We start from the raw sequence: 18,797 nt of genomic DNA, 5'->3' as shown, positions 1-18,797 counted from the left end.
TATAAATAACAGACAATATTTAGATATAAATGAAGGACCTCTATAACCTTCGATGCTTCTCTTCGGACATCTGGGAATAACGCTGGGGATATTTATCGGACTCGGAATATTCATTCCTCGTTTGAAATCCGTAATAGATTTAAGGTATCTTGCTATTGGAGCCCTTCTACCTGACCTGATAGATAAACCAATAGGAAAAGTAATATTCGCATCGACTTTTGCAAATGGACGCATGATAGGTCATACTCTGTTGTTCAGCTGCCTTCTCGCTCTTGCTGGTATTTACCTGTATCAAAAGAGAAAGGATGCCAGGGTATTTGCCCTTGCTTCTGGCTCTTTTTTCCACCTCCTTGAAGACCAGGTATGGGGACGACCCCAAACTTTCTTATGGCCTCTGCTTGGATGGAGTTTCCCAAGGGATTCTATTGATTACACAGGTCTTGAATATTTAATAAAAATGCTGGAAAGCTCATTCAAGCCCGAACTATCCCAAATCTTCATTGCAGAAGTTATGGGAATGGGGATAATTGTGATTTTTGCCGGCGTCTGGATAAAAAAGAAAATGAATAAAAATAGCCCGGACTAGAAAATCCTGATTGAAAAAGAGTTGAGTTAAACGGACTAGAAAGTCCTGATTGAAAAAGAGTTGAGTTAAAAAATCGGACTAAAAGAGTCGGATTAAAGATAAGACTAAAGAACAAGACTAAAAGAGGCCGAATCAACAGTGATTCATCTAGTTTTGTAAGTAAAAAATATAAGAAAAGATCCAGAGGAAAACTTCCTAATCTTAACGAGCAAGTCCTACTCTTTCATTCCTTTTCTTTTCAACCTGCATATCAAAGAGCATTCCGAACAGGAGCATTTGAAGTCCAGTACCCAGTACCAGGAAACCAAGGAGTGGGTAATAGGACGGAAGCGGGTTTTGAAGCAGTACCTGCAAGAAACCCCAGAGACCAAGGAGAAGACTCACAGGTAGGGCAAGCATCCCAAGGAAGTAGAACAGAACCAGGGGATGGAAATCCAGAACCGTATATTTGATTCTTAGCCTCCAGAGGAAACCTCTGAAAAGCATGGGTGAGACCTTCCGGATGTATTTGCTATATCTTATGGACGACTTCTCTCTGCCGTAACGGGCAGGGATTACTACATCCATAACCCTCATTCCAAAAGCATTGAGCTTGATCAGCAGGTCATTACAATAACCATAATAAGGATAAACTGAATCCAGGTCGATAACCTCGAGGGCCTGCCTGGAAATAGCTGTATACCCGTTCTGGGGATCCATGATATGCCAGTATCCACTCCCTATTTTAGTCAAAAAGCTCAGCAGAAGATTTCCAAAAGATCTCCACCTGCTCATCCCGGTCATAAAATTATCGGAGAGAAGCCTGTTACCCTTTGTATAGTCAGCCGACCCCTCGATAATCGGAAAGATTAACCTGGGAAGCTGGGCAGGGTCCATCTGGTTATCCCCAGCCATAACTGCTATGATATCCATTTCGTCTTTTAAAGCAAGCTTGTACCCGTTAATTATCCCTGCCCCGACACCTTTATTCACTTCGTGGCGCAGATAGACGATTCTCGGATCTCCGAATTTTTTTATGATTTCTCCAGTCCGGTCAGTACTACCATCATCGATCACATAGATCCTATCTACATACTCAGGAATCCCACGAAGAGTCTCACCGATAAGCAATTCTTCGTTATAGGCAGGTATTACAACTCCTATACGGGTGCTTTCAAGCTTCCGAAAAGCAGGATCAACGTCAAAGCTCAGATAATTAACTTTAAGGTTTTCGGTTTTCGCGGCAGAGAGCAAAGATTTTAAAGATAGATGCTCTTTGCCTGAGCTAATATTCTGAAGTGACCTTGAGGTTACGGCAAGAAAGCCTATTTTTTCTTTGAAAGTGTTTTTCCCGTTCAGAAGCATAACCGTCTCCTGTTCACAGGAAACGCGGCAGGGCCAGGAACCTACAGACATGTCAAATCCCTGCCTTAGCGGTTCGAGAACATGAGAAAGCAGATCTATATCCTGCATACATTCAGGATATATAAGAACCACAAGCTCTGAATCAAGAGATGCCCTGTAAAGGATTTTGAGCAATGCCTCTTCTCCTCCCGCCAGAGGGACTACTCTTGCCCCTCCCAGAGCTGCCACTTCCATAGTTCGGTCAGTAGAACCTTTGTCAAGCACAAGTACCCGGTCTGCGTAACTTGCCGCAAGCAGGACCTTACTCCCGATGGAAGCCTCCTCGTTTTGAGCTGGAATCAAGACCGTAAACTCGTGTCTTAGAGGTCTATCGGAAAGTTGAGATTGCGATGAGACTATACTGATAGGATCGGAAATTAGAGAATTAAGACAAAGTGTAAGGGCTGAATACAAACCCTCTCCACCCCCCTATGAATATGCATTATACTATAACCCCCTGTATGTGTATAAATGCAAAAATATTAAAGGCTATCATTTAAAAGATAATTGGAAGAAGATATATATAGAGTTAACATATGACTGAAAAAAATTTGTTGAAATATTGATAACTTACGAGAATGCTTCCTTATTAAATAGAGAGTTACTGATATATAAGCAAGAATTATAATTTTCTTTATTCCGGTTTTTGGATCTCGAGAATATTAGAAAACCAGGGCATATTTTCTAAATATTTAAAAAAAAAGCTTTTTTAATAGGCAGATTAGCGATAAGAGCGAGTTAATCCATTATAGTTTACATCTTAACAGCAAATGTAAAAAATGCGCCAATTCTGTAAAAATAAAGAAATGTTGATTTGAAGTCAATTTCTCTAAAGATAAAGCAGCCTGGAGAGAAACTATATAAAGATTGGTATAAAGTATAAGGTCGTAAATCACAGTTATACGCCCTGACTCAGTTACCTGCAGTTACCTGCCCAGCATAGCTCTCAGGGACCAGTACAGGAGGGATTTAACCGGTCTGAGCAAGTGAGCAAGAGAAAAGCACCATACAGGCAATGATCAATTATAAAAAATGGTATAGCTGCTGGTGGAAGGAAAAAGGGGAAAGTAAGTACTTTAAAAAAAGCTTCTGGGTCTAATGAAGTATCCATTAAGAAAATAGTGTATTCACAGGGTGCTTATTTATCCATTCGGGTATAATAAAAATATAGAGCTAAGAGGACATTGAGTATAGTAGTAAAAAAGCGCACCTGTTAGCCCTGTCCTGAGAGCGTATAAATCAGTAAGGAACTTCTCCAGTTCAGAAGGATTCAAGCAAAATATGAAAAATGTCAATCGGCTATAAAAAATGAAACAGACGAGTTCAGTATATGCACGTAATCAGAGTTTACTGACAAAAGATATTGATGCAAGGCTAAAACTTATATTCTAAGGATATTTATTCATTTAAAGGGAAACGACATAATGGTGAAACCATAAACTGTCAATTGGGGAAAGAGGAATTTGAGGCTTTAACTTATCTGTGTTCTGGAAGGCTTCCATAAAATGAAAGGAAAAATATGGAAAACGGAATTGGGGCCGATCTGAAAAAGCAATAAAAACTTAAGGCCTTCCTTTGCGAGATGAGCCTTCAATTTATTGATAGTATACTACCTATGTTAACGTGTCCTGTTTTTGCAGGATATCAGACAAATTAAGGGGAAACGTCTGATAGATTATTGCGGGGGTAAAAGAATTGATACGCGTAGGAGTGGTTGGAACCGGTTACATGGGGGAGAACCATGTCAGGATCTATAGTGAAATGGAAGATGTAAAACTTGCAGGAATTTCGGATCCCAATATTTCAAGGATTAAAGAGATTGCAGCAAGATACAATACGCTGCCTTTTGCAGACCATAAAAAAATGTTCGAGAAAACAAAACTTGACGCAATCAGTATTGCAGCTCCTACTACCCTTCATTGCCCCATAGTGCTTGATGCTCTTGAAGCAGGGGTAGATGTGCTTGTCGAAAAACCTATTGCAGACAGTGTGGAAAATGCAACTGCAATGATAGAATCTGCTGAAGAGACGGACAGGCATCTGATGGTAGGGCATATAGAGAGATTTAACCCTGCGGTCCTGAAATTAAAAGAGATCGTTGACTCAGGAGCTCTGGGAAAAATCGTTTCTGTCTCAACCAGAAGAGTTGGCCCCTACAATCCAAGAATAAGGGATGTTGGGGTAATTCTGGATATTGGAGTCCATGACATAGATATAATCTCCTGCATCTACGGAATGAAGATAAACCAGGTTTATGCCGTAGCAGGCTCGGATATTCATTCTTTTGAAGATCACGCAACCATTCACCTGCGCTTGAACCATGCATACTCAGGGCTTGTGGAAACAAACTGGCTAACCCCTCATAAAATACGGAAACTTACAGCTGTTGGTTTGAAAGGTGTTGCATATCTGGACTATCTTGACCAGAGTGTGGAACTTCACGATAATGGATGGGTCCAGAAAGCCAGGGTAGAAAAAGCCGAACCCTTGCAGAAAGAGCTATCTCATTTTATCTTCTGTGCCAGGAGCGGGACCTGCCCGATGCCTTCAGGAGAAGAAGGGAAGCATGCTCTGGAAGTGGCTTTAGCTGCAATCAAATCATACAAGGAAGAAAAAATGGTTGAGATATGAAATTGCAGCCAGATGAAGTCATCCAGGAATCAGCAATGAAACTGCCTTTGTTTGCAAAAGCAACTACGCAGATAAAAGAAAGAGGCAAACAACAACTGTGAGGCTGATGAAGTGCTTAAGAAAGTAGAGCAAAATAAAGATTTATGGGATTTATTTACAAAAAAAGAGGAATATGATCCTGCTCTGCTGGATAAGTACGGAAGGTTTCCTTACTACCTGAGCAGGCAAAGAAATGTTTTTGAGCCTGAGGTTTCGGAGTTTTTGCTGAAGAGCGGGTTGAGCCCGGAATACCCGGAAGGGAAAAAATTTGCGATATGTCTTACTCACGATATTGATTTTGTATGTACTGGCATGTTGAACACTGCAGCAAGAACTGTAAAAGCTCTTAAAAGAGGCCAGTTTGCAGAAGCCTCCATGCTCCCGTTTTCAAGAATAAATAAAACATGGAGCCCTTTATGGAATTTCAGGCGGATAATGGAGCTTGAAGAAAAGTACGGGGCAAAATCTACATTCTATTTTCTCACCCTTGATCCGGAAAATGAAGATTTTACCTTCAGCATTGAAGAACTTGAAGGAGAACTTAGCCGTATTTCGGACGAAGGATGGGAAGTGGGACTCCACGGAGGGCATGAAGCCTATAATAACCCGGCTGAAATAAAAAATAAAAAACGAAAACTGGAAAGGGTCCTCAGGAAAGAAGTGATGGGATACAGAAACCATTATCTCAGGTTCAAAACTCCGGAAACCTGGGAACTGCTGGCAGATGCTGGTTTCGGCTACGATTCAACTTTTGGATATCATGATTGCGCAGGCTTCAGAAACGGCATGTGCCACCCTTTCAGACCATATAACCTTAAAACCGGAAAAGAAATAGAAATCCTGGAGCTCCCGCTGACCATAATGGACACCACTCTCTTTCACAGTCAGATGCGTCTGGATTTCAAGCAGGCATGGTCTCTTACGGAACAGTTAATCCTTACTGTTGAACGCTATAGAGGAGTGCTTACGGTTCTCTGGCATAATACTTATATGCAGGGCGAATACCTGGAATTTTATAAAAAGCTTCTGCAGTACTGCTCCGAGAAAGATGCATGGATGGCCCCGGGAGCTCAGATCTGCGACTGGTGGAATAAAGAATACAATCTTTAGGGATATTTGTAGGGATTATTCTGAAACTTTCTGGAACTTAGAAAGCCAAAAGACTTCAATCAAAAAAGAAGAGGAATGATTGGAAGATAAAGAAGAGAAAAACAGATGACCAGGGCTTTAAAATGAAAGGTAAAAAACCGCAGTCCGATAAAAAGGATAGTTTAAATGTGTGAAAGAAAAATGCTTCATCGGGAAACTATATAATCCTAAAGAAAGTTATTATGTTGTTGGTCATATGGAAATCATAAAAAAGTGTAAAGAGAAGTTTACCGGAAACCTTGACGTGATTCTCAGTGTCATGGGATTCAATTTAGGTGTACTTATTGTTTCTTTATATTACCTGATCAACTTGAACCAGCAGGATATTGGAATTGCTGTCCTTTCTGCCTGTTTGATATATATTGTGTTCAGAAAAAAATTTAAGAGCGAGGCACCGATATCTCCAGGAAAAGACAGGTTAAAAAATGTACTCAGCCTTTCCTTCTATCTCATATTCCTTATAAGTATATTCATATATAGCGTAAACCTGTATTATAGACCCATATCTTATTTTATACTGATATGTGTACTTGCAGGGATTATAGCCTCGGAGATCCTGTACATAAGAAAAGGAGATAGGGTAGCTCCAATTCTGCTGCAGATATTTCTGCTCTCAATCCTGATAAGAGCCGGAATCTATTATAATTTTCCAAGCCTCATGGGCTATGACGCTTATTTTCATGCCGGTATGGCAAAACTAATTACTGATACAGGGATCGTTCCTCCAATTGAGATCAGCAGCAAATATTTTTATTATCCGCTTGCCCACATTTTTGTCTCTATGACCCAGCTCATGGGCGGCCTGGATATCAAGGACGGCTTCTTCTACTCTATAGGGTTTGCCAATATTTTTAGCACGGCTGGGATTTACCTCATCGGGAAGAAACTTGAAGGCCCCCAGATGGGCTTGCTTGCTGCTTTATTAATAAACCTGAATAATCATAATATCGTCACTGGAATTACAAACATAACCCCGGGTTCCCTTGTTCTCTGCTACTTTATAATTATCCTCTATGCGATCTTCAGCGAGAAGCCGGGCCTGGTGCATGCAGGACTTCTTCTCATTGCTACAATTCTAATGATATTGACCCACCAGTTGACAACTTTTGTGGTTTTTCTGGCTTTAGTTTCAATCTTTGCAGGAAAATACCTGCATAAGCTGCTTTATGGAAGTTCACCCACTGCAGTAGCCAGTTTTAACTATATCCTCTTTTTTGTGATTAGTCTGCAGACCTATTGGATGTTCACATATGTCACTCCGGATACCTCCTTTTTTGAAATGATTTTCAAACCTCTTATAGACGTACTTCAGGCGGGGTCCAGCTACTCGAGTGATGAGCTTATTGTGGGGACTGTAACCAATCAGGACTCACTGGAAACACTGATACTTCATATAAGCTATCTTGCCCTGCCTTTCTTTGCAATAGGAGGGGTTCTGACATGGTTTTCCCGCAGGGACGCCGAAAAAATAGATAAGTTCTCAATTGCCCTGGTTGTTGTAATTTTGTATAGCCTTGCCTACGGGATTCCTTTACTGGGCATGAGAAATTTTCTTACAAGCAGGTGGTTCCCACTAATAGCAGTATTTCTGGTACTGGTAGCTGCCTCATATATATTAAAACTGGTAAGCCTGTTCAACTCTAAAAAAGCGAAAATTCCTGCGGTCTTCATTATACTGCTGCTTTTTTCATTTGTAATGGTGACCACTCCAGGAATTAATAAAGACAACCCTCTTGTAGGAAAAGAGACAACCGTAAGAAACCAGTTCAAAAACATTGAAATCCAGGCTGTGAAAACATTATCTGGAGTGTATTCAGGAAATATCCTGATGGATTCTCCCTATGACAGCTGTCTTTTTTACAGGGATTCGGGATACGATGCAAATAACGCAACATATTTCGATACACACCAGATTGAGTCGAGAGAAATCAACGGCGATAGTATGATATTGCTGAGAAGATCCGCCCTTACGGAACCAATATCCATAAATGACCCGAATAGATATGGGGTAAACACAATCCAGCCATTACCGGCAGATTTCTTCAAAAGCTTTGAAGCTCCGGAATATTCACTGGTATATGATAATTCAGAGGTACTTGCTTATCTTAAAGAAAGTAAAGAAGTGCAAAGATAAAAATTCATTGGAAACTATTATATAAATCGCCTGAGTGAAAACCCCTATCCACGACTAAAACTGAATTAATATATTTCAAAGTTGGAAACCCCATGTCGAACTTTATAACGAATGTACTAAAGCTTGTATCAGGAAGTGTTACTGCACAGATTCTGGGCATACTTCTCATACCCATAGTCACAAGAATTTATAATCCATCTGATTTTGGGATTTTTCAGATATTCATGTCAATTTCAGGTATACTTGTGATAGTTTCTACTTTTTCGTATCAATTTGCGATCATGCTGCCAAAAACAGAGGAGGACGCTGCAAATGTTGCCTCTGTATGCACAGTACTGGTAACTGTTGTATCCTTACTGACAGGCATCGCAATCTTATTTATTCCGGAAGATATTAATATTTTTAACACTCCTGGAGTTTCAAAATACTTACCTCTCCTTCCACTGATAATATTCCTTAACGGAATGTTTTTTGTGCAAAACTACTGGCTTTCAAGAAAAACCCGGTTCGGAGTCATTGCAGGATCCAGAGTTTCGAATACCTTAACGTCAAAGGCATTTCAAATAGGGTTTGGGAAATGGAGTATTACCCCATTAGGCCTGATAGGAGGCTTCATTGCAGGATATTTATTTGCAGACCTTTTCATGCTCAAAGGCATAAAAAAAGATATTCAGATTTTCAAAAAGGTCTCAATAAAAAGAATGAAAGAGGTAGCTATTCAATACAAAAAATTTCCGTTATTCAGTTCCTGGTCATCGATCGCAAATACTATTTCTCCACAGGTTCCTGCCTTTTTGCTCGCATATTTCTATAGTACATCGGTTGTAGGGCATTTTTCACTTGCAAACCAGGTTGTAAACCTGCCAATGGGAATTGTCGGTAGTGCTATAGGACAGGTCTTTTTCCAGAAAGTAAGCGAAGTTAAGAACGGGAATGGAGAAGGAGATATGAAGGTTATAGTTGGAGAGGTTTATAAAAAGCTTATTTCAATAGGACTCTTCCCTATGATACTCCTGATAATTCTCGGGGAACAGATCTTCACATTTGCTTTCGGGGAAGAGTGGGGTATTTCGGGTACATATGTAAGGATCCTTGTACCCTGGATATTCCTTGTCTTTCTTTCTTCACCGATCTCAACTCTCTACAATGTATTTGAAAAACAGACAGTCTGGCTCATCTTCAGTATAGTTCTCCTTGTCTCAAGAGTAGTAGCACTGCTCATAGGGGGAACTTATGGAGGCCCTGAGTTCGCTCTTGCCCTGTACAGTTTTACAGGAATCGTGTTCTGGCTCTGGAACAATGCATACCTGCTGGGTCTTGCAGGAATTAGCAAGAAAGAAAGCATTGGGACTCTTGTAAGATATGCGACAATAGGCCTCGTCGTTTCAGCTCCATTAATTATTATAGAAATGATTTTTTCAAACTTTTACATAATACTATTTGCAGCCGTGGTCTTAACAGGCATATATTACGCAATAACCCTTCACGACGATCCTATGTTCAGAAAAATGTTCTCAGCCTTTATTATAAACGTAAAAAATAGAAGCTGAAAAGGAAAAATAAATCTCCTTCTCAGAAAATAGAATCAAGTATAAGTTAACCGCCTTAAGAACCTCTACGAAACCTTTAAGAAAGAAAGACCTGAAAAAAAGAGACTTAAGAAAAGAAATCTGAAAAAAAGAAGTTTGAGAAAAAGAAATCTGAAAAAAAGAAGTTTGAGAAAAAGAGACCTGAGAAAAAAGAAAGTGTGGGAAAAAGAATAATTTTCATAAGCTTGTGGAAACACAATACAGGCCTTTACACAAGAAATAATTAAATTCCGATTTCGGAAAAGATCCCGATTTCGGTTTTTTTAAATCTTTTTAATTAACCCGGCTTTCTGTAAGTAAGCTCCCTGTTTTCCAATCATTCAGTCTCTTCATGTGTAATCTGGTATAATGTCCTGGCGAGGGAATACTTCTTGCTGCGCAGGGTTACTGTATAATAAGGGACAAGCTCCGGGGAAAAACCCATGATAAAGTCCGTAAATCTTGGGATGTTTGCTGCCATTACGTTCATATATTCGAAATTTCTGGACTTCAGGCCAAGGAACTCATTATAATACAGAAGTGCATTGGGACCCATTCTGCCAAATTCAGGGTTCAGGGCTGAGGACCAGGTAATTGCGCATTTCTTACCGTACAGGTTAAGGTGGGCTGCAACTGCTTCTCCTTCAGGAGTTTCTGAGACAAACATGTAACCAACATCTTTCTCCTGGATTAACTTAAATACCCTTTCAAAGAATTCTTTTGGAAGAGGGGGTTCCAGATTTTGTTTCTCATAGACAAGGGAAAGCAGGCGGTGGTAGGTTTCAGGATCGTTCGAGACTTTCGTTTTAAGCCCTGCCTCTTCTGCGCTCTTAAGTTCTCTCCGGATTTTCCTTGAGAGGTTACTGTCTACGTTTTCGTTAAGTTTCAGGTGGTGGGTATAGCGCACACTCGAATCCCACCCTTTCCAGGTAAAAGGTCTTACATCCTCGAGCCCTGGGGCGAGTGTTAGATGAATGCTATCGAATCCCTGCTTGCAGAGGAATTCCCTGAGAGCCCCTAGAATCTCATGCGTGTCCTGCATACGTTTGCTGGCTTTAGAGCTGGCTCCCTCTTTTATAAGGGGGCCGCAATAGTCAGTCATATTGCAGGTCGAAGATGCTATTTTCAGCATGCCTTTAATGTTCTTAATGAAAATGGGGCATCCGCCCACAAGCTCACCGTTTCTGAAACAACCATAAATCTTTAAGTCTCTGGAAAGGACGTCCCTGCAGATTTCCAGCCAGTCACTTGTGTGAAAGAGCGTACCGGGTTGAGCTTTTTCCACAAGCAGATCCCATTCTTTGTATTCAGATGGCAATAATTCTCTGACTTCAATTTCGTCCATTTTAAGCCCCGTTTGACAGACACTAATTCGTAGCTTTGATAAATTATAGTAGTAGTAGAAAGACAGGTTCCGGGCATTCAGCCCTTGAGTCCTGATTTACAGACCCCGTCTACCTGTTTAGCAACACTGTGCCAGCTGTAATTTTCAGTAACATAACTTAAACCTTTTGAGCCCATTTTCGCTCTCAATTCCTGATTTTCAAGCAGTTTTGAGATAGCTTCTGCAAGGGTCTCCGGGTTTTCCGGAGAGACAGGAATTCCTCCTTCCGAAGCCTCGAGTACATCGGCAACCCCGCTGATCGCACTTGCAACAACTGGCTTTCCGCAGGCCATATACTCATATAATTTCAGAGGGGAGAGTCCGATTTTTGCGTTTCTTGCAAGGATAAAGGGAGCAGCACAGATATCGCTTGCATTGATGTACGCAGGCACGCGATCGTAGGCAACCACGCCTGTAAAAATAAATCTGTCTGCAACCCCTAGTTCTCTTGAAAGGTTAAGCAGCTCATTTTTCATAACCCCGTCGCCGACAATAAGGAAACGGCACTCAGGGAATCCGGAAAGTATTGAGGGAGCTGCCTTTACCAGATATTCGACTCCCTGCCAGGGAGCAAGGTTTCCCACAAAACAGATATAAGGAGTTTCCGGGTCAAGCCCAAGATCATTTCTGCATTCACCCTGCCCGAGAGGTTTGAACAGGGAGGTATTTGCTCCGTTGGATACCACGGTTATTTTTTTTCCAGGAATGTTGTAAGCACTCTCGATATTCGCTTTTATCCCAGGCGTTACTGCGATTATCTTATCCGAAAGACCAAGAGCTTTTTTCAGAACCGAAACCTTTAACCTGGCTTTTGCAGAAGAAAAATACCGGAATAAATTTATCATTTTTCCCCCCTGCAAAGAGTTCTCTTTACTGAATCTGGATTTGATAAGGCTGCTTTCATCCTCAGGGATTCCATTTAATTCATAAACCAGCGCTTTGCACCTGCCTCTGCAGAAAAGCCCGGCAAGGAAACCGAAATTAGGATTTCTTGTATAGAGCACATCAAAAGTTTCGGAACCGACCAGACGTGCAGAGCTCCGGAAATAATTGATTGTGAGGGTAAGCAGGCTTCCAGGGCGTATATAATGGCAGCGGATATTGTCCATGTGCGAAAGTGTGGAGATATCAGTAGTGAAGATATGGATTTCGTTGTCTAGCCCTGCCAGGTTGCTTACAAGCTCATGCCTGTGGATAAGCGAACCATCAGCCAGGTAAAGAGGCCACACTATGTCCAGAAAGAGAACCTTCATAACGTCACCTATAATACATAACTCTCATAAAATATTTTAGAGTATTCATTCTTCTTCCTGCCTGGTATCTGTAGAGTTGCGGCTTAAAACTCCCGAAACTCTGGAAAATAGCAGCCCCATATTCTGGTTTTTGTAATAAGCTTTTATTTCCTTATCCTTAATTTTTTTCTCCCTTTTAATGGCCGAATTGAGATATCCGTAGAGATATGCAATTCCTGTGTAATGTGGAGACTTCAGGGAATGATAAAGCGTATTAAACAGTACCATAGGCAGGTTTTTGTCCACGTAATAAGCCATCCAGCCGTTTTTGACATATCCCTTCCAGAGCCCCTCTCCTGCGCTCGTTTTTCGTTTCTGGACTTCAATCACGTCTGCATACTGCCTTAGCTGCCAGCCCCGAAGGAGGGCTTTAGTATTGGAGATGGAATCAGGGGAAGGTTCCACTTGATAGCCTTCAGTCTCGAAGAAACAGGATTTTCTCCAGAGCCTTCCTGTACCTCGGGGCAGATTTTTATCTGACACTTCTCGTGAAAGCTTACCGCCAACATCATAGTAAACTCCTCCGCTTGCAATCCCTACAGAGGAATCTTTTTCGAATTCACCTATTAATTTTCCAAAATAGTTTCCCTCCAGTACGGTATCGGCATCAAGAAGGCCTATGTATTCGTATTCAATGCCATTTTCACTGCAGTATTCCAGTGCATGATCAAATCCCTGTTTGCAGACATAGCTATAGTGAAAGGTTATATCCCTTGGTCTTGGAGGGAGCCTTATGCTGCGAATCCAGGAGTATTTTGCCTTCAGCTCTTCGAGAATGCGAGGTGTCTCATCCGTACTTCCATCGTCCACTATAATCCATAGTGCAGGTATTACTTCCTGCCCTATTACAGATTTGGAAACATCAGGCAGGTTTTCTTCTTCATTCCTTGCAGGTGTAATCAGCAGATAATTCCTTTTAGGATCAGAATTTATTCTCCCACCACCTGTAAATCTCTTCTCCGCTTGTCATCCATGCACCTTTATCGGAACAGTACTGCAATGCTTTTTCGTAGAGTTTAATCCAGTCTTTTCGGAAGCTGCACCCGAAAACGAAATTATGCCACAGCAGGGTAATAACTCCATTGAACCTTGCTGTTGTATCTATCAGATCCTTTGTGCATCTCCAGGATTCCTCAAAAGACCTGGAAACTTTGAAAAGAGCGACATCCATTACAGTAAGTGGAATTTCCAGGATGTTTATCTCCCGGTTTTTGTTCAGGTTATATGGTCTGAAAGGGTGGCACATGCCGTTTCTGAAGCCAACGGAATCACTGTATCCAAAAGTTGAATCGTAGCCGAAACCCGCATCTGCCAGCAGTTCCCAGGTTTCCGGAGTTTTGAACCTGAGGTAATGGTTGCGAAAACCCAGGACTTTTTTACCCAGGACTTTTTCGAGCCTTTCTTTCTCATTTTTTAACGCTTCAGGGTTGTCATATGAATAGTAACCGCCATGCAGACCAGCTTCCCACCCTCTATCAGAAACTTCCCCCACATAGCTTTCTACATCCTCTATGTCATATCTGAACCTTTTAGGGTCTTCTCTGCTGGCAATGAAGTAAAAAGAAGACTTTGCTCCAAAACCTGCCTCAAGATCCATGATTTCGGAAAAATTAAGGTAAGGCGAGTGCTCAGGTCCCCGAAACTTCCAGAGAAACTGAGCTACCGAACCCCGGAAATCCATACTTTTCAGGCAGCAGGCTGAGGACAGAAGGCTGTGGGAAAGAGGAGGATAAATATCATCCATATCATGGGTTAAACATACAGCAAAAGTTTTGTTTTCCGGGAATTCAACTTCCATCCCCTGTTCTATCAGGTATCTGGAGACCTCAGGCTCAGAGGCATTTCTGAGATCTTTCTCAGCGAAAAGGAAGCGCCCGTGGTCATCGAGCTTTTCGGACGAATACTCTTCTTTTCGGGAAAAAAGATCCCATACTTCCGCTTTTTGCTTCAGTAAATCATGCATAGCTCTCATCCGAAACCGTGGATACGGAAATCCCGGATTTTTTTCCAGGAAGCCCCTCTATGAGGCTTACCATGAATTCTGTTACGTTGATTTTATCCCTGAGAAGGACATCTCTCTTGAAGCTCCAGGTATTCTTAAGCCCAGGATCCTTGAGAAGTTCTACAGCCTTTATCAGGGCAGCTTCCGAATCGCTGTAATTGAAAAGCAGACTATATTTCTGCTCGAGTTCCAAAAAGTTTCCCATGGTTCCCGCAAGAGAGGAGACATATATAGAGGGGGTTCCAAGGATTGCGCTTTCGACAGCCATAGTTGCTCCCTCACCGACACATAGTGTAGCATAATAAAGTAGGCTATGGATTTTTTCTGGGGGAACTCGGATTCTATACCGGTCAAATTCTTCTGCCAGTTTTCCTTCGGAAGAAATGAAGACCTTCCCGAATTTTTCAAGTTCCTGAATAAGTGCAATCTTATTATTAATCCCATGCTGTCCTACATCATGGTGTGCTCCCCATGAAATAAAGCGCAGGATTACGAAAGGTTCGCCAACCTCCACACCGAGTTCCCGCAAGACCTCAGGATTCGGAGAGAAATAGGCGGGATGAAGATATGCCAGTTCATGATAACCGCTGTACTTGATCTGCTTTTTTCCGGCATCATTTTTAAAGGATGTAGGCGTACAGATAATGTCACAAAACGGATAGGTCGCTTTCTGAGCTATTTCTGCATGTTCAGTGTCATTAAAAATTATGGACTTTTTACCCAGTGCCCAGGCAACATGAGCAACAGGAGGAGAAAGAATGCCCATAATGAGATCTGGATTAAACTGGCGGGCGATATTATAAAGTTTACACTCTCTTATGAACAGTTCTTCAAAAAGGTGGACCTTGCCCTGTTTAACCGTACTTAACACTGTATGCGGGATTTTATAGGCATCTAATAATTTTATTACAACATCTTTATCCCTTGAGACAACCATAACCTGGTGTCCTTTTTTTTCAAGACTCCATATAGTATTTTTAAAAAAATGAACGTGGGCTGGATGCCCTATATCAACAATGACCCTCAAGATTTTCACTCCTAACTGATTCCCACTTATAAATGCTACACCCAGGGAAAAAATAACAGCTCTTCTTATGGGAAAACGGTAGAAAGGAAGGTAAGAAACGAATTTAAATGCCAAATCCTCAAACAGATAAGGCAAGATATTTTCGAGAATCAGGGAGTCTTCTACTTCATATATCAGAGAAGCAGTCAGCTGGACCCTGGTTCTTCCTAAGTCCCTTTTTCCGAACCCTACTGTTAGATTTAATATCCTTAAATGTCCCCTGAGCTGACAACAGGATGACGGCGGCTCCGACCCCCTCGGCTATGGCCCCACCCCATTACAGCGCCTCCTTAAACTTAAATTTTTGATTCTGATAGGATTACTAACAAATACTATTATGCTTAGAAGATAAATAGTTTGTAAATAAATAGTTTTGGAAACTAAGATTCTGAACTAAAGTATGTAACAAAATAAAAATTCAGGTAATTCCAATTATTTCAGCTTCACAAACAAATAAATACCTGTTATTACTCCGTAATATTTCAGCAGGAAAACCTGTTCTGGAAGAGCGAAAGAAAATAGCTAAAAAGTAAAAAATTAAAGAGTTTAGGGGGTTAACCCTGTAAAAATAATTTCCAGGCCTGCAAAGAGGAAATTCGCAACAAAACATATCAACAGTGGGTATATCCCCATATCAATAGAATCGATTGAAAAATGATCTTCTTTTCTGGAAACCAGAAGCATTTCCTTCATCCCCAGAAGAACAATTAATCCCAGAACAGTTATCCGGTAATATCCAGGAATTCCAAAGTCCGTGTAAACAAAACATATGCCTGAACCGGGAAAACTAGTTCCCAGAGTAAGCTCTTCTGTACCCAGGAGCAGCATTGAAAGCACTACAAATCCCCCAACTTATCGGTAAAGGTATTGTTAGAACATGTACTAAATTATAACTATAGAAACCTATAAACTGTCAAACTATATAAATATTCAAACCGACACGAAAAGGAGAAGTATATAAAAGCCTGAAAGTGGGGACTTTTAGAGACCAGGAATTGTAAAGAGAAACAGTCTATCAAAAAATAAATAAGAATTGGAATCGATTACCTGTTCAATTTCCGAGAAGGAGGATTAAACTATGAAAGTTTCTGTTATAGGTTCAGGATATGTGGGTTCAGTTACTGCAGCCTGCTTTGCAGAAGTAGGACACGAAGTCATCTGTGTAGATATTGACAGTAAAAAAACGGAGCAGATAAACGCAGGCATTCCCCCGATTTATGAAGAAGGACTTGAAGAGCTTTTGCGAAAATATGCAGGAAAAAGGCTCATAGCGACTACTGATTATGAATTTGCAGTCAATGAAACCGATATTTCATTTATCTGTGTAGGAACACCTTCGGCAGAAGATGGGACTATAGACCTTTCAATTGTCCGGGCGGCAGCAGCAAGTATCGGCTCAGTCCTGGCAAATAAAGAAGGCTACCATGTAGTGGTAGTAAAAAGCACTGTAGTTCCTGAAACAACAGAAAAATTTGTCCTCCCGATCCTTGAGGAAGCATCAGGAAAGAAAGCCGGAAGAGATTTCGGTGTCGCAATGAACCCGGAATTCTTGAGGGAAGGAAAAGCAGTCCAGGACTTCATGAATCCTGATAAAATAGTAATCGGGGCAATTGACAGGCGATCTGGAGACCTCGTTTCGGAACTCTACCGGACCTTTGAATGTGAGGTCACACGTACAGGTCCGGCAACTGCAGAGATGATAAAATACGCAAATAACTCCCTGCTTGCAACCAAGATCTCCTTCGCCAATGAAATAGGAAATATTTGCAAAAAGCTGGGGATCGATACTTATGAGGTTATGGAAGCTGTAGGGAAGGATTTCAGGATTTCCCCGAAGTTCCTGAACTCAGGGGCAGGCTTTGGAGGATCCTGTTTCCCCAAAGATGTAAAAGCGCTTATAGGAAAAGCAAAAGCAATAGGATACTCTCCTGTGCTCCTTGAGTCCGTAATAGCCGTAAATGAAAGGCAACCCCTTTTTATGACTGAAATTCTGCAGAAGAAAATAGGAAACCCTGAGGGCAGAAAGATTGCAGTCCTTGGCCTTGCCTTTAAAAACGAAACGGACGATATAAGAGAATCAAGGTCAATCCCTGTCATTGCTGAACTTCTCAGGCTTGGGGCCCGAGTTTCGGTTTATGACCCCATGGCAGCAGAAAACATGAAACGGGTCTTTCCTGCAATCGAATATTTTGATAAGGCCTCAGATGCGCTTAAAGATGCAGAAGCCTGTCTTGTGATGACGGAATGGGACGAATTCAGGAATCTCGACTCCGAGTTCAAGGGCATGAAAAGAAAAATTGTCATTGACGGAAGGCGGGTAATTAAAGCGAAAGATGTGGACTATGAGGGACTCTGCTGGTGAAAACCGGCAGGCTTACTGCCCCCATTTTTCACATATTCTTAGGATTATCTCTTCTTTAACTGACCTTACCTGATGCTTCTTCTGTTATCCGGTTCTTTTATTCTTCACTCTTTCAATTCTGCCGGAATCTTTTTTGCAGGAACCTTTTCAACTGCCAGGATTTCCCGCAGGTACTCAAATATATCATCTCTAAGGTTTTCATTTTGAATGGCAAAATCCACTATGCACTTTACGTATCCAAGCCTGTCTCCGGTGTCGAACCTTTTTCCTTTAAACCTGCAGGCGTAGATCATCTGGGATTTATTCAGGAGTCTGATACCATCTGTGAGCTGTATCTCACTTCCAACACCTGTTCCGGCTTTCTTTATACAATCAAAAATTTCCGGAGTGAAGACATAGCGTCCGATTGCCCCTATATTGGAAGGAGCATCTTCAGGTGCTGGTTTTTCCACTATGTCTTCAAGCACGTATAGAGAATCATCAAGAGGCTTACCCTTTATAATTCCGTAGCTGCTCAGCTTTTCGTAAGGCACCTCTTCAACTGCTATTGTTGACCTTCCATATTTCTCAAAATTCTCAATGAGCTGGGCAGTGCAGGGTTTATTATTGACGATAATATCATCTCCGAGAAGGACTGCAAAAGGCTCATCTCCGATATGGTTCTCTGCCCTGAGAACTGCGTCTCCAAGCCCATTAGGCTCTTTCTGGCGAATATAATGGATATCAACAAGAGAGGAAACGTCCCGAACTAGTTTAAGAAGTTCCGCATTGTGCTTTTTTGCAAGGTGCATCTCAAGTTCAGGAGAATCGTCGAAGTAATCCTCAATTGCTCTCTTGCCTCTGCCTGTAATAATTATAATGTCTTCGATTCCCGAAGCAATAGCTTCCTCTACAACATACTGGATCACAGGTGTGTCAATGATCGGAAGCATTTCCTTTGGCATGGATTTGGTGGCAGGAAGAAACCGGGTTCCTAGACCTGCTGCAGGGATAACTGCTTTTTTTACTTTCAAGATAGACACTCCGAAGAATGGAAAAAATTCTGTAAAGATATGTTCTTCTGAGTTAAAATACTCTTCACCCTATTTCTTTAATTTTTCCCTTTATTCCTGTATAGAGACCAATAGAGCAGAGGAAAGGAGTCATAGTATTTTCCGAAAACAGTGCAAAATATTAATAGGGAGAGGAAGATTATTTGAGG

14 protein-coding genes are annotated in these 18,797 nt (G+C 41.4%); 6 read left to right on the top strand and 8 right to left on the bottom strand.

Annotation, left to right across the window (positions count from 1 at the left end):
- Window positions 1–52 precede the first annotated feature (52 nt).
- Window positions 53–586 (top strand): metal-dependent hydrolase, encoded by a 534-nt coding sequence (locus FXV91_RS00740; RefSeq protein ID WP_229387356.1) that lies wholly within the window; start codon window positions 53–55, stop codon window positions 584–586.
- 201 nt (window positions 587–787) lie between these two features.
- On the opposite strand, the gene FXV91_RS00735 is transcribed toward FXV91_RS00740, so the two are convergent.
- Window positions 788–2,383, bottom strand: coding sequence for a glycosyltransferase (locus FXV91_RS00735; protein WP_229387354.1), 1,596 nt, complete (start codon window positions 2,381–2,383; stop codon window positions 788–790).
- Between the two features lie 1,281 nt (window positions 2,384–3,664).
- Here FXV91_RS00735 and FXV91_RS00730 point away from each other — a divergent pair.
- The 4 genes from FXV91_RS00730 to FXV91_RS00715 all read left to right on the top strand — a co-directional run bounded on the left by FXV91_RS00730 (window position 3,665) and on the right by FXV91_RS00715 (window position 9,472).
- Entirely contained in the window at window positions 3,665–4,600 is a 936-nt protein-coding gene (locus tag FXV91_RS00730; RefSeq protein ID WP_229387352.1) for a UDP-N-acetylglucosamine 3-dehydrogenase, read from the top strand.
- A gap of 111 nt (window positions 4,601–4,711) precedes the next feature.
- Window positions 4,712–5,749: a polysaccharide deacetylase family protein gene (locus tag FXV91_RS00725; RefSeq protein ID WP_229387351.1), complete on the top strand. Its 1,038-nt coding sequence runs from the start codon at window positions 4,712–4,714 to the stop codon at window positions 5,747–5,749.
- 169 nt (window positions 5,750–5,918) lie between these two features.
- Window positions 5,919–7,922: a hypothetical protein gene (locus FXV91_RS00720; RefSeq protein ID WP_229387350.1), complete on the top strand. Its 2,004-nt coding sequence runs from the start codon at window positions 5,919–5,921 to the stop codon at window positions 7,920–7,922.
- Between the two features lie 92 nt (window positions 7,923–8,014).
- Window positions 8,015–9,472: a lipopolysaccharide biosynthesis protein gene (locus FXV91_RS00715; protein ID WP_229387349.1), complete on the top strand. Its 1,458-nt coding sequence runs from the start codon at window positions 8,015–8,017 to the stop codon at window positions 9,470–9,472.
- A gap of 355 nt (window positions 9,473–9,827) precedes the next feature.
- Here the strand turns inward: FXV91_RS00715 and FXV91_RS00710 are convergent, their stop codons facing one another.
- The 6 genes from FXV91_RS00710 to FXV91_RS00685 form a co-directional block, all read right to left on the bottom strand.
- Complete coding sequence (locus FXV91_RS00710) at window positions 9,828–10,835, bottom strand: GNAT family N-acetyltransferase (RefSeq protein ID WP_229387348.1); 1,008 nt, start codon at window positions 10,833–10,835, stop codon at window positions 9,828–9,830.
- 77 nt (window positions 10,836–10,912) lie between these two features.
- Window positions 10,913–12,127, bottom strand: coding sequence for a glycosyltransferase family 4 protein (locus FXV91_RS00705; protein WP_229387347.1), 1,215 nt, complete (start codon window positions 12,125–12,127; stop codon window positions 10,913–10,915).
- Between the two features lie 45 nt (window positions 12,128–12,172).
- On the bottom strand, window positions 12,173–13,066 hold the full coding sequence (locus FXV91_RS00700) for a glycosyltransferase (protein ID WP_229388549.1): 894 nt from the start codon (window positions 13,064–13,066) through the stop codon (window positions 12,173–12,175).
- Window positions 13,067–13,088: 22 nt separating this feature from the next.
- Entirely contained in the window at window positions 13,089–14,138 is a 1,050-nt protein-coding gene (locus FXV91_RS00695; protein ID WP_229387346.1) for a polysaccharide deacetylase family protein, read from the bottom strand.
- Window positions 14,122–15,204: a DUF354 domain-containing protein gene (locus tag FXV91_RS00690; RefSeq protein ID WP_345945464.1), complete on the bottom strand. Its 1,083-nt coding sequence runs from the start codon at window positions 15,202–15,204 to the stop codon at window positions 14,122–14,124. The genes FXV91_RS00695 and FXV91_RS00690 overlap by 17 nt, the downstream gene beginning before the upstream one ends.
- 576 nt (window positions 15,205–15,780) lie before the next feature.
- The gene (locus FXV91_RS00685) at window positions 15,781–16,062 is read right to left on the bottom strand and encodes a hypothetical protein (protein ID WP_229388547.1); all 282 of its coding nucleotides are present in this window, start codon (window positions 16,060–16,062) and stop codon (window positions 15,781–15,783) included.
- A 250-nt stretch (window positions 16,063–16,312) separates the two neighbouring features.
- On the opposite strand from FXV91_RS00685, the gene FXV91_RS00680 reads away from it, so the two are divergent.
- Window positions 16,313–17,596, top strand: a complete 1,284-nt coding sequence (locus FXV91_RS00680) for a UDP-glucose/GDP-mannose dehydrogenase family protein (protein WP_229387344.1) — start codon at window positions 16,313–16,315, stop codon at window positions 17,594–17,596.
- Window positions 17,597–17,700: 104 nt separating this feature from the next.
- On the opposite strand, the gene galU is transcribed toward FXV91_RS00680, so the two are convergent.
- Window positions 17,701–18,609 carry a UTP--glucose-1-phosphate uridylyltransferase GalU gene (galU, locus tag FXV91_RS00675; RefSeq protein WP_255679830.1) on the bottom strand — a complete coding sequence of 303 codons (909 nt, stop codon included), beginning with the start codon at window positions 18,607–18,609 and terminating at the stop codon, window positions 17,701–17,703.
- Window positions 18,610–18,797: the final 188 nt, after the last annotated feature.

Origin of the sequence: Methanosarcina sp. DH2, assembly GCF_020804225.1 — an archaeon.
GTDB lineage: Archaea > Halobacteriota > Methanosarcinia > Methanosarcinales > Methanosarcinaceae > Methanosarcina.
The sequence above is the reverse complement of the archived record's forward strand: the minus strand, read 5'-3'. Positions and strand labels throughout refer to the sequence as shown.